This is a genomic window from Flavobacterium sp. HBTb2-11-1, assembly GCF_009826975.1.
GTDB lineage: Bacteria > Bacteroidota > Bacteroidia > Flavobacteriales > Flavobacteriaceae > Flavobacterium.
Map to the genome: position 1 here is coordinate 181,780 of NZ_WUMO01000001.1, position 15,854 is coordinate 197,633.

Genomic DNA, 15,854 nt, shown 5'->3' on the forward strand with positions numbered 1-15,854 from the left:
ACAAATAAAAAAGAAAGATAAAACCTACTTTTTATTTTTTCTAACCATATAAGTCATTTATTTAAAGCCAAACTTTAATTTTCTTAAATGACGTATATGGTTTAAATTTTTTTAACTTTTGTTTTTTGCGTCAAAAGCTAAAGCGTACATTTTGATGTTTTTTATCATCGAAACCAAACCGTTGGCACGAGTTGCAGATAAATGCTCTTTTAAGCCAATTTCGTCTATAAAATCAGTATCAGCTTCCAGAATATCTTTTGCTTTTTGATTAGAGAAAGCACGAATTAAAATCGCAATTATACCTTTGGTCAAAATTGCATCGCTGTCTGCTGTAAAGACAATTTTATCTCCCTGTTCTTCACCTTGCAACCAAACTTTAGATTGACAGCCTTTGATTAGATTATCGTCGGTTTTGTATTCTTCTTTAATTAACGGAAGACTTTTTCCTAGTTCGATAATGTACTCATAACGTTGCATCCAGTCGTCGAACATTGAAAATTCGTCTATTATTTCGTCTTGTATTTCTTTTATTGTCATAATTATTCTTTAGAAAAATCAACTAATAAGTTTACTAGTTTTTCGATTTCTTTTGGCGGAAAACCATTGTCGAAACCTGCTGTCTCGTATGTTTTTCCATCTTTAGTTATTTTTAAATTTCCTATCGCTGCGCCATCATAAGTACGTTTGTCAGTTGGCGCTTTTAGAGAAGAAAGACTTTCTAAATTTACTTTTGAATAGGCATCAACAATTTTATTCCATTTTGCATCATCAATATTGCTTTTAACAGCTTCGGCGTTGCGTTCTTTAACAACAGAAACCGATTTATTTTGGACTACAATACTTTTGTAATAGCCTCTCGACATTGCAGAATATTCAATTTGTGTAGATTTCATATCTGCTTTTTTTTGACTGCAGCATCCCGTAGCAATAAAAAGCGTCAGGAGTAATAATGATACTATTCGCATATAATTTGTTTTTGTTAGCTTAACATAGTTTGTGCTTTCTTAACTGCATCAACCATTTGATCGATTTCCTCTTTAGTATTATAGAAAGAAAACGAAGCACGAATTGTTCCCGGAATACAGAAGAAATTCATAATGGGTTGTGCGCAATGATGTCCAGTTCTAACGGCAATTCCTAATTTATCTATAATAGAACCAACATCATACGGATGGATTCCATCAATATTAAACGAAACTACAGAAGCTTTATTTTTGGTGTTTCCGTAAATTCGAATACCTTCAATTTCATTAAGACGTTTTGTAGCGTGTGCTAAAAGTTCGTGTTCGTAAGCCTGAATGTTTTCGAAACCAACACTGTTTAAATAATCAATTGCAGTTCCTAATACGATTCCGCCCGCGATATTTGGAGTTCCAGCTTCAAATTTATGTGGAAGATCTGCGTACGTTGTTTTTTCGAAAGTAACTTCTTTGATCATTTCACCACCGCCTTGATAAGGAGGAAGTTTATTCAGCCAAGCTTCTTTTCCGTAAAGAATTCCAGTTCCCGTTGGACCGCACATTTTATGGCCAGAAAAAGCATAAAAATCGCAATCTAATTCTTGAACATCCGGTTTTAAATGCGGAACGGCCTGCGCACCGTCAATTAAAACTGCAGCACCAACAGCGTGCGCTTTATCGATAATATATTTTATTGGATTGATTACACCCAATGCATTTGAAATATGATTTACCGTAACGATTTTCGTTTTTTCAGAAAGTAAAGCATCAAATTCTGAAATGATTAATTCTCCGTTTTCATCAATTGGAATTACTCTCAAAACTGCACCTGTTTTTTCGCATAACATTTGCCAAGGCACAATGTTACTGTGATGTTCTAATGAAGAAACCACAACTTCGTCACCAGCTTTTAAAATCGAAGCAAAACCGTTTGCAACTAAGTTAATTCCGTGTGTTGTTCCCGAAGTAAAAAGTACTTCATGAGCATGTTTTGCGTTGATATGGTTTTTTACTTTTTCGCGTGAAACTTCATAAGCATCAGTTGCTAACTGGCTTAAAGTGTGAACGCCACGGTGAATGTTGGCATTAATTTCGTTATAATATTTTACTTCTGCATCAATTACAACTTGTGGTTTTTGCGAAGTAGCTCCATTGTCGAAATATACTAATGGCTTTCCGTTTACAGTTTGCGAAAGTATCGGGAAATCAGCTCTTATTTTTTGAATATCTAGCATGTCTTATTTAGAAAAAATCTATTTACAAAAGTACTAAAACTAAATTTGTTTATACAGGAATTCTATAATTTCCTTTTATGGCGTCATTGTTACAGGAGCAAATACTGATTCTGCAAAAAATGATTTGCTTTTCTGAATTATCCGAAACAGATTTCTAATTTGAGTTCTAAAATCGTGAACATAAATTATTTATATTGCAGTAAAATATCTAATCATCATGAAAAAATTTTTCAAAGTACTTCTTCTTGTTTTGGTTCTTGCTTTTTTGTATTTCGGATTTACGACCTATCCGAAGCTTGATTTGATTTCTGGTTTCTCGGCCAAAAGTGTTGCGTCAGGGCATTTTATTGACAATCGTCCGTTGGATTTAATTCAGAAAACCGACAATGATATCAATTTGGTTGATTTGGCTAAAAACTCAATCGATGATGCTGGGAAATTTGCTATTTCTTCTGTTTACGGATTGAAAGAAAGGAAAGCTATTTATCGCGAAGGTCTTGGGGCAACTTTGATTAACGATGATTTTGATATTACAAAACCATATCTGCTTCCAAAAAGAACAAAATTAGAAAACAATCTTCCTTTTCCATACGGAAATAACGAACCAAAAGATTCTACTTTCGCGAATATTGATTATTCCAAATTGAAAAAAGCGGTTGATAATGCGTTTGATAAAACGGGAGGAAGAATTAAAAGAACTCGTGCAATTGTCGTTTTATACAAAGATCATTTAATTGCCGAAAAATACGATACAGGTTTTAATAAAGACAGTAAAATTCTAGGTTGGTCGATGACCAAAAGTATAACAAGTTCTGCTTTTGGAGTTCTGGCAAAACAAGGAAAAATCGATATTTATAAACCTGCGCCAGTTGCAGAATGGCAAAAGGATGAACGAAAAAACATTACGCTTAACGATTTGCTTCACATGAATTCTGGTTTAGAATGGGAAGAAAATTACAGTACGATTTGCGATGCAACAAAAATGCTTTTTCAAGCCGAAGATATGGGAAAAGTGCAATTGGAAAAACCTGCTCAATTTAAACCAAATACGCATTGGAATTATTCTTCAGGAACAACCAATTTATTGTCACTGATTTTAAGAAGACATTTTAAAACACAGCAAGAATATCTAGATTTTTGGTACAGTGCCGTAATCGACAAAATCGGAATGAATTCGATGATTGTAGAACAAGATATGTCTGGAACCTTTGTAGGTTCATCATACGGATGGGCAACTCCAAGAGACTGGTCAAAATTTGGATTATTATATCTTCATAAAGGAAACTGGAACGGAGAGCAAATCCTTGATGAAAGCTGGGTAAAATATACAGCAACTCCAACCAATACTTCTGAAGGAAAATACGGAGCACAATTCTGGTTAAACGCAGGAGGAAAATTTCCAGACGTTCCTCGTGATATGTTTTATTGCAGTGGTTACCAAGGGCAAATGGTAGCGATTATTCCGTCAAAAGATATGGTGATTGTGAGAATGGGGGTGAGGGAAGAAGAACCAGGATTTGATTTTAATGGGTTTTTGAGGGATGTAATTGATAGTTTGAGGAAATAATTATGAAGTATAAATTAAATCATGAAATTAGTTTTTGGTATAATTTAGTTTCAAAAATAATTTTCATAGGCTCATTAGGCTTTTTGCTTTATAGTGCGTTTGTGGAAACCCTTGCCTTGTTATTATGTATAGTGTTTTCTTTGTCTTCGTTTATTTTGATGCAAATGTTCAAGAAATATAAAACAATAGAATTTGATGAAAAAAGTATTTATTTTGATGATACTAAAGTTGATTTAAAAGATGTTGAAGAGATAGGTTTGGGCAAAATAACATTCAAAATAAATTTGGAAAAAGATCCAATAAACTTTTTTTACTCACCTCTTAGTAACAATTTTAATTTGCTAAAAACCTTTCACAAGGAAGAAGTTTAACTGCAATCCCGATAGCTATCGGGAGCCAAGTAAAAAGCGCAAAGTTCACAAGCTTAATGAAAAACTTTGCGAACCTTGCGTAAATCTTAGCGCTCTTTGCGGTTAAATGAATTACAAATCAAATCCTAAATTCACACCTAATTTCATGGCAATGATTTTAGTAATTCTTTGTTTTAATTCTGGTATTTTGATGCTTTCGATAACGGCATTTGAGAATGCGTACATCAATAAAGCTTTAGCTTCTTTTTTCGGGATTCCGCGTGACTGCATGTAGAACATTGCTGTTTCGTCCAATTGTCCCACAGTACATCCGTGAGAACATTTTACATCATCAGCAAAAATTTCCAATTGAGGTTTTGCATTGATAGTTGCTTTGTCACTCAATAAAATATTGTTGCTTTTTTGGAAAGCATTTGTTTTTTGAGCTTCTTTTTCAACCAAAACTTTTCCGTTGAAAACTCCTGTCGAACGATCAGAGAAAATTCCTTTATAATCTTGGAAACTTTCGCAGTTCGGCGTTGCGTGGTTTACCAAAGTATAATGGTCAACGTGTTGTTTGTCATTTAAGATAGAAATTCCGTTAAGTGTACTTGTCAATCTTTCTCCGAAATGGTAAAAGTTTAAGTTGTTACGAGTTAAATTTCCTCCAAATGAGAAAGTATGAACAGACGCATGGCTTTCTTGCTGTTGAGAAACGTAAGTATTGTCAATTAAATTCGCTTCGTTATTATCGTTTTGAATTTTGTAATAATCAACAATCGCACGTTTTTGGGCAAAAATCTCTGTAACAGAGTTTGTTAAAACCGGATTTTCGTTCAAACTTTGGTGACGCTCAATAATTTGAACATGTGAATTTTCGCCCACAATAACCAAATTTCTTGGCTGAACCATTAAAGCAGCTTCATTTCCAGTTGAGAAATACATAATCTCAATTGGTTTGTCAGCCACCTTTTTCTTTGGGATATTGATAAATGCACCTTCAATTGCAAAAGCCGTATTCAATGAAGTCAAGCTGTCATCTTTACTCGCAATTTGATTAAAGTAGGTATCAATAACCATTTTATATTTTGGTTTGGTCAATGCCGAAGACATTAAGCAAACATCGATTCCGTCATGCGTTGTAGAAGATAAATGCGAACTGAAAACCCCATCGATAAATACTAATTTGTAAGTATCAATTTCGTGTAAAAAGTATTTTTTTACTTGGTTAAATTCGATTGCATTTTCTTGCTTTGGAAAAACCGTAAAGTCATTTTTTAGGATGGCATTTAACGATGTATATTTCCAAGCTTCTTCTTTTTTGGTTGGGAAACCTTTATTTTCGAAGTTTTTTAAAGCATTTGTGCGTATGTCATGTAAATCTGAATGTACATCGACACGCTCTTCAAAAGCCATAAAAGACGATACTAATTTTTCTTTTAAATCCATTTTCTTAGTTGTAAGTTATGAGTTATGAGTTATGAGTTTTTGCAAACTGCAAACTGTAACTCTAAACTAGTTTTCTGCCTTGATCCAATCGTAACCCTTTTCCTCTAGCTCATATGCTAATTCTTTTCCTCCAGATTTTACGATTCTTCCGTTGTAAAGAACGTGAACGAAATCAGGAACGATATAATCTAACAAACGTTGGTAGTGTGTAATTACGATAATAGCGTTTTTGTCGCTTTTTAATTTGTTTACACCATTAGCAACGATTCTTAAAGCATCGATATCAAGACCAGAATCGGTTTCGTCAAGGATAGCTAATTTTGGCTCTAACATTGCCATTTGGAAAATCTCGTTTCTTTTTTTCTCTCCTCCAGAAAATCCTTCGTTAAGAGAACGAGAAAGGAATTTACGGTCAATTTCTAATAATTCAGATTTCTCGCGAATTACTTTCAACATTTCGTTAGCAGGCATTTCTTCTTGTCCGTTTGCTTTACGAGTTTCGTTGATAGCCGTTTTCATGAAGTTAGTGACGCTAACTCCAGGAATTTCTACTGGATATTGAAAAGAAAGGAAAACTCCTTTGTGCGCTCTTTCTTCAGGAGCTAAATCAGCAAGATCTTCTCCGTCAAGAATTACTTCACCATCTGTAACTTCATAGTTTTCGTTTCCTGCAATTACAGCAGAAAGTGTACTTTTTCCAGAACCGTTTGGTCCCATAATAGCGTGAACTTCTCCAGCTTTTACTTCTATATTAATTCCTTTAAGGATTTCTTTATCACCAATTGCGGCGTGAAGGTTTTTTATTGATAACATCTTTTTTTTGTTTAAAGTTTCAAGTTTCAAGTTCTCAGTTGTGCTGAAAAGCGAAACTTTGAAAAATCTTTTATTTTAATATGATATAAAATTCTTTTTTAATGGTTGCAAAAGTAAGTTTAGGATCAAAAACTTGAAACCTGAAACCTGAAATTTTTTTAACCTACAGATCCTTCTAAAGAAATCTCTAATAATTTTTGTGCTTCAACAGCAAATTCCATTGGAAGTTTGTTCAAGACATCTTTACTGAAACCGTTTACAATTAAGGCAATCGCTTTTTCAGTCGGAATACCTCTTTGGTTGCAATAGAAAACCTGATCTTCTCCAATTTTACTTGTAGTTGCTTCGTGCTCGATTTTTGCAGTTGGATTTTTACTTTCGATATAAGGGAAAGTATGTGCACCACAATTGTTACCCATTAATAATGAGTCACATTGAGAAAAGTTTCTTGCATTCTCTGCTCTTGGCGAGATTTGCACTAAACCACGGTAGCTATTTTGTGATTTTCCAGCCGAAATACCTTTAGAAATAATAGTCGATTTAGTGTTTTTTCCTAAATGGATCATTTTTGTTCCAGTATCCGCCTGTTGGAAATTATTTGTTACAGCAATAGAATAAAATTCTCCTACTGAATTATCTCCTTTTAATACGCAAGAAGGATATTTCCAAGTTACGGCAGAACCTGTTTCAACTTGTGTCCAAGAAATTTTAGCGTTTGTTTCGCATAAACCTCTTTTGGTTACAAAGTTGTAAACTCCACCTTTTCCTTCTTTATTTCCAGGGAACCAGTTTTGAACGGTAGAATATTTAATTTCAGCATCATCCAAAGCGATTAATTCAACCACAGCAGCGTGTAATTGATTTTCGTCACGACTTGGAGCAGTACATCCTTCAAGGTAAGAAACGTAGCTTCCTTCGTCAGCAATAACCAGCGTTCTTTCGAATTGTCCAGTTCCTGCTTGGTTGATTCTGAAATAAGTTGAAAGTTCCATTGGGCATTTAACGCCTTTTGGAATATAACAGAAACTTCCGTCAGAGAAAACTGCTGAGTTTAACGCTGCGTAGAAGTTATCTTTTTGAGGTACAACAGTTCCTAAATATTTTTTCACTAATTCTGGATGTTCTTTGATTGCTTCAGAAATCGGACAGAAAATAATTCCTTTTTCAGCCAAAGTTTTCTTGAAAGTAGTAGCAACAGAAACAGAATCGACAACAATATCCATTGCGATATTGTTCATTTTTTTCTGTTCGTCGATAGAGATTCCCAATTTTTTGTACATCTCTAATAATTCTGGATCAACATCGTCCAAAGTTTTATTAGGATCTACTTGTTTTGGAGCTGAATAGTAAGAAATCGCCTGAAAGTCTGGTTTTTCATAACTTACGTTTGCCCATTCTGGTTCGATCATTTCTTTCCAAGCACGGAAAGCTTCGATACGCCATTCGGTCATCCATTCAGGTTCTTCTTTTTTAAGAGAAATAGCTCTTACAATTTCTTCGTTTAAGCCAATAGGGAAAGTTTCAGATTCTATATTGGTATAAAATCCGTACTCATATTCTTTAGTTTCCAGTTCGATCTTTAAATCGTCTTCGGTGTATTTGCTCATTATTTTTGTTGTTGTCTAATGTTTTGAAGTCTAAAATTCGAAAGTCAATCAAAGTCTTTATGACTTGAGAACTTTCAGCTTTTGACTAAAGAGAAAATGATTCTCCGCATCCGCAAGTTCTGCTCGCGTTAGGATTATTGAAAACAAAACCTTTTCCGTTTAATCCGCCAGAAAATTCTAAGATTGTTCCAGCTAAATAAAGGAATGATTTTTTTTCAACAGCAATAGATATATCGTTGTCTACAAATATTTTGTCGTTGTCGTTTTTGGTTTTATCAAATTTTAACTCATAAGATAAACCAGAGCATCCGCCGCTTTTTACACCAACTCTTACATAGTCGTGCGCAGCATCAAAACCGTCGTCTTTCATTAAGTCGATGATTTTCTTTTTGGCAGTATCAGAAACTTTTATCATGGTTCTTAGATGTTTGTTTTTAATGAACATTTACTTCTGTATAAAAATTATTACAGATTTAAAACGCTAATTTTCAATGTTAAATAGAAATTGTCTGCAAAGATACGACTTAAAAACCTTTTTCCATAACGGTTCACATTATTATAACAAATGAGAAAATAGATAATACTTATTTTGACAAAATCGATCTTAAAAACAGTTCTAAAATTTAAAAAGAAATCCTTTTTTAGAATTAAGCTGCAAATATCGCTCCTAAATGTTAAAAAACAAGTATTTCTACTGATTAAAGCCATTTTTTATTCAATTATTTTTGCAAAAAATTTGGAGTAATTATGAAAAAACAAAATGAAATAAAGTGGTTTAAACCCATGTTTGCTATAATTTTTGTTTTAGGAGTAGGTGCTGTGGTCTGGGTTTTTAGCAGTGAACCTGATAAGAATAATAGCGAAGTAAAAGAGGAAAGTATTGCCAATAGCATCTCATTTGAAAGTAAGGAAACAAGTGAGCAAAAGAATATTTTGGATTCTCTAAATACATTAAAAAATGCATACGATCAGGCTATTTTAGAAAAAACAGCTTTATCTAAAGAATTAGAGTTAGAGCGTAAAAATGTTGAGAACTTAGTCGCAATTATTAAAGCTTCTAATAATCCATCGGCGGAGCAGATAAGAGTTTATCGAAATCAGCTTTCAGATTTGAATGCATCATTAGAAAGCAGAGTTCAGGAAATTAAAAAACTGAAATCTCAAAATAAAAATTTACTGACCGAAATTGAAAGCCAGAATGTTGTCATGTATAAACAAAAGGTGGAAAACGACACATTGGTTTCTAAACAAAAAAAGTTAGAATCGACTTTAAAAGATGCTTCAAAATTGTATCTAAGCAATTTTAAAGCAGTTGCGCTTCGTGAAAAAAGTTCTGGAGCCGAATTGGAAACAACGAAAGCAAAGAATACAAAAAAACTTAAAATTAGTTTTACTGTTAACGGAAATGCCGTTGCAAAAACTGGAAAAAGAGTTTTTTATGTTCAAGTCTTAGATCAGAAAAACACCGTTTTGGGAGATAATAAACTGATTGAATTTGGTAATGAGAAAGCGCTTGTTTACAGTTTTATAGTAAGTACAGATTTTCAAGGCAAATCGGTAAATGCGTACGGAATTTTGAATGCTGACCAGTTTAAGAAGGGAACTTATTTTGTGAATTACTTTGATAAGCAGGAAATAATGGGAAGCACTTCTGTAACTTTAGAATAAAAGTTTTTTTGACTTTAAAATTTAGCAAAAGGAGTTTGAATTTTCTAGCTTTGTTCTTTTAGAAAATCATTCTCATGAAACTTTACCCAATAGAATCCGGAAATTTTAAACTAGACGGAGGTGCAATGTTTGGTGTTGTTCCGAAGACAATCTGGAACAAGACAAATCCTGCCGATGCTAATAATTTAATTGATATTGCTGCTCGATGTTTATTGATCGAAGACGGAAATCGTCTTATTTTGATTGATACAGGAATGGGCGATAAACAATCAGAAAAGTTTTTTGGGTATTATTCGCTTTGGGGATCGCATTCTTTAGATAAATCTTTAGCGAAATATGGTTTTAACCGAGACGATATTACAGACGTTTTTATGACGCATCTTCATTTTGATCATTGTGGCGGAAGCGTTCAGTGGAATTCGGATAAAACGGGTTACGAACCAGCTTTTAAAAACGCTAAATTTTGGACAAACGAAAATCATTGGGAATGGGCAACAAAACCTAATGCCCGTGAAAAAGCATCTTTTTTGTCTGAAAATATTCTGCCAATGCAAGAAAGCGGCCAATTACATTTTATTGAGAGACCTGAATCTGATTTTGGTTTTTCTAAAGAATTAAATTTCGACATCTATTATGTCGATGGCCACACCGAGAAACAGATGATTCCTTATATCAAATATCAAGATAAAACGATTGTTTTTTGTGCCGATTTATTAGCAACAGCCGGACATATTCCGTTGCCGTATGTTATGGGTTACGATACGCGACCTTTGCTGACAATGCCGGAGAAATCAAAGTTCTTGAATTTGGCTGCAGATAACAATCATTATTTGTTTCTGGAACACGATGCCCACAATCAAATAATTACTGTTGAACATACCGAAAAAGGTGTTCGATTGAAAGATGTTTTTACTTGCGAAGAAATTTTGTAGCAAAATCAAATAAAAAAAATCCCGTTTTCAACATTCTGAAAACGGGATTTTTAAATCAAATTAAATTCTAAATCTATTCTATTATTACTTTTTTCGCAGAAGCAGCATCTCCATTGATTAAGTATATATAATAAATCCCTTTTGGCAATCCAGACAAATCGACCGTATTCTCTGTGTTTGTATTGTATAATGTAAAAGATTTTACTAATTGACCTAATGAGTTGTAAACTGTTGCTTTGTCTAATGCAATGTTATGGATGTTCATTTCTCCTTTTGTTGGGTTTGGATATACAATAACTTGACTAAACTCAGATTTGTCAATGCCTAGACTTTTGCAAGTATTAGAATAAGCAGTGGTCGATTCTTTGATGCTTGACCAATTTGCATTTGAGTAATTCTCATCATCAACTTGTATACAGCTGAGAGTTGTAAGTCCCAAGAAAGTAGTATACAATGCAGAAGCAGATTTCTTTCCAGTATTTGATGGCAGAATAAAATTAGCATTGTTTCCGTTTCGAAGATTTAAGTAAACCAAAGGGTTATTAACAACATAAACAATTCTAAGTCTAGTATTTTTGGATAAATCTAATGTCGTAAGCTGATTTGAAGAAGCATTCAACGTTTCTAAAAGTAAATTGTTGCTTACATCAAGAGAGGTAATTTGGTTATAGCTTATATCTAAAGTTGTTAATGAAGTAAAATATTCAATACCCGTCAGATTTTTAATATTGCTATTTGAAAGGTCTAAACTTGTTATCGAAGTTGCATCGGCAACTGTGATTTTTCCATTAAGACCATCGGTATCAATTCCTAAATCAATTAACCTCTGTTCAAAATTAGTGTCAAGAAGCGCTACATATTCTACTGCGCAAGTGGTATTGTAAGTGGCCCAAGAATCTTTAGCATTCATCCAGTTTTTATTCGCATAAGCTACATCATCAACTTGAATACAGGTTAATTTCGGGTTGTTTTTCAAGTTATCAACCATAGTGGTATTGATAAATTTGGTATTGTTTCCGTTTTTTAAATTAAGATTAATTAATTGATTAGAAGCACATTTTAGATAGTCTAAAGCAGTGTTTTTTGAAATATCAAGAGACGTTAATAAATTAGAATTGCAATTTAAACCGCTTAATAAAAGATTATTAGAAGTATCTAAACGAGTAATTTTATTAGAATCACATTCGATTCTGACCAGATTAGTGTTTTTTGAAGTATTTAAAACGGTTAGTTTATTGCTGTTACAATACAAACCGTTTAGTAAAATATTTTTAGAAATATCTAATTCTGTCAATTGATTATGATCGCAGATTAAATCTTCAAGAGCTGTATTTTGAGAAAGATCAAGGGTAGTTAATAAATTGGAATTACAGGTTAAGTGCACTAAAGCAATATTTTTTGAAACGTTTAAATCTTTTACCTTATTTCCAGTCATATATAACCATCGTAAAGCTGTATTTTTAGAAACATTTATACTGTCTAGTTGGTTGTTGTGAAAGTAGAGACTTTTTAAGGCTATATTTTTAGAAACATCCAAAGCTGTTAACTGATTATCGCCTATAGATAAATCTTCTAAAGCAATATTATTAGAAAGATCGATGCTGGTAATTTGATTTCCATCGCAAAAAAGAGTTTTTATAGACTTAAAATCTTCAATTCCAGATAAACTGTTAATTGATTTGTTCATAATAAACAATTCAGTTACCGAAGCTACTTTTGAGGTAAGAACTCTTCCGTCTGGAGTTCCAGAATCAGTTCCTTTAGCGATTAGAGCTTTTTCAAAATTCAGATCAGGAATTAAAGTATAGCCGTCATTACAGTTCGAATTAAAGTTTGCAGTGAGATCTTTTTTGCTTGACCAGTTTGCATTAGCGTAAGCCACGTCATCAACCTGTATGCAAGTTAAACTTGGGTTATTGGTAAAATTTAGATAGACAAGTTTATTATTGTTTCCATTTTTTAAATTTAGACTCGTTAATTGATTGGAATTAGTATATAATCCAACTAACGAAGTATTTACGCTAACATCTAAAGTGGTTAGTTGGTTTTTTGAACAATTTACAAATTCTAAAGCTTTATTTTTGCTTAGATTCAAATTTGTTAATTGATTAGATTGACAATACAATTCTGTTAGAGTAGTAATTTGGGAAACATCCAATGAGGTTAATTTATTTTCGCGGCAATCCAGCAAATTTAAAGCTGTATTATTACTTACATCTAAACGAGTTAATTGACTTGTATTACAGCCTAAAAATGTTAACGCAGTATTTGAGCTTACATCTAAAGAAGTATATTGGTTTGAACCCGAGTCCAATTTTGTTAGCGCCGTATTTGCTTTAACATTTAAAGATGTTAATTGATTCGAATAGCAGATCAAATTAAGCAAAGCAATATTATTACTTACGTCTAAAGAGGTTATTCTATTGGTATTACAATCTAGAGTAGTTAGAGCGGTATTTTTACTTACATTTAATGTTGTTAATGAATTTTGACTGCAATTCAAATCAGTTAATGCTACGAAGTCTTGTATTCCTGTTAAATCTGAAATATTACTTTTGCTAACATCTAAAGAAGTTAAGGTGTTAATGTTAGATGTATGGATTTTTCCATCAAGTGGAAATCTATCTATTCCTAAATTGATTAATTTTTGTTCAAAATTTGGATCTGGAATTAAAGTATAAGCAGGTTGCTCTCCAGGGGTATACAAAGCTGAAATTTCTTCTGGAGTCAAAACACGATTCCAGATACCAATATCATCGATTTCTCCTTTAAAATACTCATTAGTTGTATCTCCTGAAATTCGTCTTCCTATTCTAAAAAGATTGTTCGTAGTATTTAAGGCAACATTTTTTTCTGAAACAAATACACCATTTACATATAATGATACTTTGGTTCCGTTATAGGTAATTGCAAAAAAATACCAGTCATTACTTAAGTAATTAAAGTTGTTTACATAAAAATCATCACCTATGGCATTTGGCCCGGTTGAAGTTTCAAGATAACCTTTCGAGTAAACAGTAAGTCCAAATCTTTGAAATCTTGATAACGCACCATAATTAAAAATACAGACATCTCCATTTTCTCCTGGATTTGGAGTATTTGTTTTAAACCAGCCAGAAATTGTTCTTGCGGCATTGCCTTGAGGAATACTGGCAATAGTAGCATCAATATAACTGCCAGTTCCGTTAAAACTATAGGCACTATTGCTGTTTCCAAACCTATCAGTTGTTAAAACAGCACCTGCAACAGATCCATTTGAGTTATTTCCACTAACGTCATTTGCGTTGCCACTAAAAGGAAAGTAAGCGATCAAGCCATTTGTAGGTATTTTGTCATCAATTTGAATTGGCTTAATAGTTATACTTATTGCTAATCTTGAAGAGCTTTCACATCCGTTGATTGTTTGCGATGCATAATATGTACCTGTTTGTAAAACAGTTGATGAACTTAAAACATTCGACGATATAGGATTAGCATACCACTTAATGTTTGTGCCGCTGGCTACTAAATTGGCAACAGTTGCTCCTTCATCAAATATTTGTGAATTTGCAATTGGCGGCGCTGTATTATTGTTGCTAATTGTTATACTACTCAAAAAAATACACCCATTAGCATCTCTTACAAGGACATCATAATTTCCGGCAGATAAACCAGTAAATATATTTGAAGATTGATAAAAAGGGGACGAAATAGAATATTGATAAGGTTTTGTTCCTCCATTTGCGATAATGGTGATACTTCCGTTATTGCCATTACAAGCATCAACGCTTGTTGCAGTAAAAAAGATAGGATTGGGTTCAGTAATGGTAAACGCAATTATAGTTGTTAATGAAGACGCATCTGTTGCTTTGCATGTATATGTGCCAGGCGCTAAATCTTTTACTGAAGAACCTGTTCCTCCGTTAGACCATAAATAAGTGTAAGGAGCGGTTCCTCCTCCTACAATAGCAGTTGCAGAACCATTGTGCATGCCTAAACAAGTTACATTTACCACATTTATATTAAGACTCAACATATCGGAGCAAGGAACAATTACAGGGACATTTTTATTAACAGTTGTACCATCACCTAATTGTCCATCTGCATTATCTCCAAAAGTCCACATAACACCATCAGTACTTACTGCAGTTGTGTAGTACCAGCCTGCGGTTACTGCCTGCCAGCTTTTTCCACTTCCTATTTGTACAGGTGTAAGGCTGTTTGAATATGTGCCATTTCCTAATTCGTTATGCGAATTATATCCCCAGGTCCATAAAGAGCCATCAGTTTTTATTGCAATTGAATGATCTCCCGCCGCGCCTAAAGTTTTCCAATCTGTGGATGTTCCTATTTTTATCGGAATAGAGCTATTTATAGTTGTACCGTTTCCTAACTCGCCATAGGTATTCTGTCCCCAAGCCCATAAAGATCCGTCTGTTTTTATAGCAAGGGTATGACTCCCTCCTCCACAGATTGTCTTCCAGTCAGTATCTGTTCCTACTTTTTTTGGAGAATAACTCTTAGTTGCTGTACCATCTCCTAGCTGTCCATCATCATTTCCTCCCCAAGTCCATAAACTGCCATCTGTTTTTAAGGCAATTGTGTGAAAATACCCTACCGTTATCGTTTTCCAATCTTTATCTGTTCCAACCTGTGTAGGGATGCTGGGATCTGAACTGTTACCATTGCCTAATTGTCCAAAATAATTATCTCCCCAAGCCCATAAAGTTCCATCTTTTTTTAAGGCTACTGTATATTGATTTCCTGCAGTAATTGTTTGCCAATCAGTAGCAGACCCTATGCGTGTGGGAATACTTTTGTTTACGCTGGTACCGTCTCCTAATTGCCCATATTTATTGTTGCCCCAAGCCCACAAAGAGCCATCTTTTTTTAAAGCAACTGTATGATTAGTTCCGGTAACTACTGTTTTCCAATCAGTATCTGTTCCGATTTTTTTCGGCGAAGAATTGTTTAGTAAAGTGCCATCTCCTGATTGCCCATCTTTATTGCTGCCCCAGCTCCACAAACTATTATCTGTTTGTAGAGCAGCATTATAGCTGTATCCAGAAGTTACTGTTTGCCAACATTGGGCATTTATTTGTAAAAAAGAGAGAATTAAAATTAAAAGTAAAATTTTCCTCATAGAGTAAATATTTGGGTTAATTAATTGGTGAGACGAATTTAAATTGAAAAATCTGCTAAAAACAGCAACAAATCGTTTGTTTTGATAAGTCTGTTCATAGATTTTGTCAGAGTAATTGTGCAATATTCGTTTTAGATTTTTTTACCGAAAGG

12 protein-coding genes are annotated in these 15,854 nt (G+C 33.6%); 4 read left to right on the forward strand and 8 right to left on the reverse strand.

The window, feature by feature from the left end:
- Positions 1-111: 111 nt before the first annotated feature.
- From GR162_RS00890 to GR162_RS00900, 3 genes are read right to left on the reverse strand one after another with little or no spacing between them, the layout of a single operon-like run.
- Positions 112-537, reverse strand: coding sequence for a SufE family protein (locus tag GR162_RS00890; RefSeq protein ID WP_160780646.1), 426 nt, complete (start codon positions 535-537; stop codon positions 112-114).
- 2 nt (positions 538-539) lie between these two features.
- The gene (locus GR162_RS00895; protein WP_160780647.1) at positions 540-965 is read right to left on the reverse strand and encodes a hypothetical protein; all 426 of its coding nucleotides are present in this window, start codon (positions 963-965) and stop codon (positions 540-542) included.
- Positions 966-979: 14 nt separating this feature from the next.
- A complete protein-coding gene (locus tag GR162_RS00900) occupies positions 980-2,194 on the reverse strand; it encodes an aminotransferase class V-fold PLP-dependent enzyme (protein ID WP_160780648.1) in 1,215 nt (404 codons plus the stop codon).
- Positions 2,195-2,411: 217 nt separating this feature from the next.
- Between GR162_RS00900 and GR162_RS00905 the strand changes: the two genes are divergently transcribed.
- Both GR162_RS00905 and GR162_RS00910 read left to right on the forward strand, forming a co-directional pair.
- Complete coding sequence (locus GR162_RS00905; protein ID WP_160780649.1) at positions 2,412-3,761, forward strand: serine hydrolase; 1,350 nt, start codon at positions 2,412-2,414, stop codon at positions 3,759-3,761.
- A gap of 2 nt (positions 3,762-3,763) precedes the next feature.
- Positions 3,764-4,132, forward strand: a complete 369-nt coding sequence (locus GR162_RS00910; RefSeq protein ID WP_160780650.1) for a hypothetical protein — start codon at positions 3,764-3,766, stop codon at positions 4,130-4,132.
- A gap of 111 nt (positions 4,133-4,243) precedes the next feature.
- Here the strand turns inward: GR162_RS00910 and sufD are convergent, their stop codons facing one another.
- The 4 genes from sufD to GR162_RS00930 form a co-directional block, all read right to left on the reverse strand.
- On the reverse strand, positions 4,244-5,560 hold the full coding sequence (gene sufD / locus GR162_RS00915; protein ID WP_008466068.1) for a Fe-S cluster assembly protein SufD: 1,317 nt from the start codon (positions 5,558-5,560) through the stop codon (positions 4,244-4,246).
- A 66-nt stretch (positions 5,561-5,626) separates the two neighbouring features.
- Positions 5,627-6,373 carry a Fe-S cluster assembly ATPase SufC gene (gene sufC, locus GR162_RS00920; RefSeq protein WP_008466070.1) on the reverse strand — a complete coding sequence of 249 codons (747 nt, stop codon included), beginning with the start codon at positions 6,371-6,373 and terminating at the stop codon, positions 5,627-5,629.
- Between the two features lie 158 nt (positions 6,374-6,531).
- On the reverse strand, positions 6,532-7,980 hold the full coding sequence (gene sufB / locus GR162_RS00925; RefSeq protein ID WP_008466071.1) for a Fe-S cluster assembly protein SufB: 1,449 nt from the start codon (positions 7,978-7,980) through the stop codon (positions 6,532-6,534).
- A gap of 85 nt (positions 7,981-8,065) precedes the next feature.
- Positions 8,066-8,395: an iron-sulfur cluster assembly accessory protein gene (locus tag GR162_RS00930; RefSeq protein ID WP_160780651.1), complete on the reverse strand. Its 330-nt coding sequence runs from the start codon at positions 8,393-8,395 to the stop codon at positions 8,066-8,068.
- A gap of 332 nt (positions 8,396-8,727) precedes the next feature.
- Between GR162_RS00930 and GR162_RS00935 the strand changes: the two genes are divergently transcribed.
- Together GR162_RS00935 and GR162_RS00940 are read left to right on the forward strand one after the other, a co-directional pair.
- A complete protein-coding gene (locus GR162_RS00935; RefSeq protein WP_160780652.1) occupies positions 8,728-9,648 on the forward strand; it encodes a hypothetical protein in 921 nt (306 codons plus the stop codon).
- A 74-nt stretch (positions 9,649-9,722) separates the two neighbouring features.
- Positions 9,723-10,580, forward strand: a complete 858-nt coding sequence (locus tag GR162_RS00940; protein ID WP_008466075.1) for an MBL fold metallo-hydrolase — start codon at positions 9,723-9,725, stop codon at positions 10,578-10,580.
- Between the two features lie 73 nt (positions 10,581-10,653).
- Here the strand turns inward: GR162_RS00940 and GR162_RS00945 are convergent, their stop codons facing one another.
- Positions 10,654-15,702 (reverse strand): LamG-like jellyroll fold domain-containing protein, encoded by a 5,049-nt coding sequence (locus GR162_RS00945; protein WP_160780653.1) that lies wholly within the window; start codon positions 15,700-15,702, stop codon positions 10,654-10,656.
- Positions 15,703-15,854: the final 152 nt, after the last annotated feature.

What these genes read in the sequence shown, in the direction of transcription:
- GR162_RS00890 (WP_160780646.1), bottom strand. Translation starts at nt 537, where the DNA reads ATGACAATAAAAGAAATACAAGACGAAATAATAGACGAATTTTCAATG.
- GR162_RS00895 (WP_160780647.1), bottom strand. Translation starts at nt 965, where the DNA reads ATGCGAATAGTATCATTATTACTCCTGACGCTTTTTATTGCTACGGGA.
- GR162_RS00900 (WP_160780648.1), bottom strand. Translation starts at nt 2,194, where the DNA reads ATGCTAGATATTCAAAAAATAAGAGCTGATTTCCCGATACTTTCGCAA.
- GR162_RS00905 (WP_160780649.1), top strand. Translation starts at nt 2,412, where the DNA reads ATGAAAAAATTTTTCAAAGTACTTCTTCTTGTTTTGGTTCTTGCTTTT.
- GR162_RS00910 (WP_160780650.1), top strand. Translation starts at nt 3,764, where the DNA reads ATGAAGTATAAATTAAATCATGAAATTAGTTTTTGGTATAATTTAGTT.
- sufD (WP_008466068.1), bottom strand. Translation starts at nt 5,560, where the DNA reads ATGGATTTAAAAGAAAAATTAGTATCGTCTTTTATGGCTTTTGAAGAG.
- sufC (WP_008466070.1), bottom strand. Translation starts at nt 6,373, where the DNA reads ATGTTATCAATAAAAAACCTTCACGCCGCAATTGGTGATAAAGAAATC.
- sufB (WP_008466071.1), bottom strand. Translation starts at nt 7,980, where the DNA reads ATGAGCAAATACACCGAAGACGATTTAAAGATCGAACTGGAAACTAAA.
- GR162_RS00930 (WP_160780651.1), bottom strand. Translation starts at nt 8,395, where the DNA reads ATGATAAAAGTTTCTGATACTGCCAAAAAGAAAATCATCGACTTAATG.
- GR162_RS00935 (WP_160780652.1), top strand. Translation starts at nt 8,728, where the DNA reads ATGAAAAAACAAAATGAAATAAAGTGGTTTAAACCCATGTTTGCTATA.
- GR162_RS00940 (WP_008466075.1), top strand. Translation starts at nt 9,723, where the DNA reads ATGAAACTTTACCCAATAGAATCCGGAAATTTTAAACTAGACGGAGGT.
- GR162_RS00945 (WP_160780653.1), bottom strand. Translation starts at nt 15,702, where the DNA reads ATGAGGAAAATTTTACTTTTAATTTTAATTCTCTCTTTTTTACAAATA.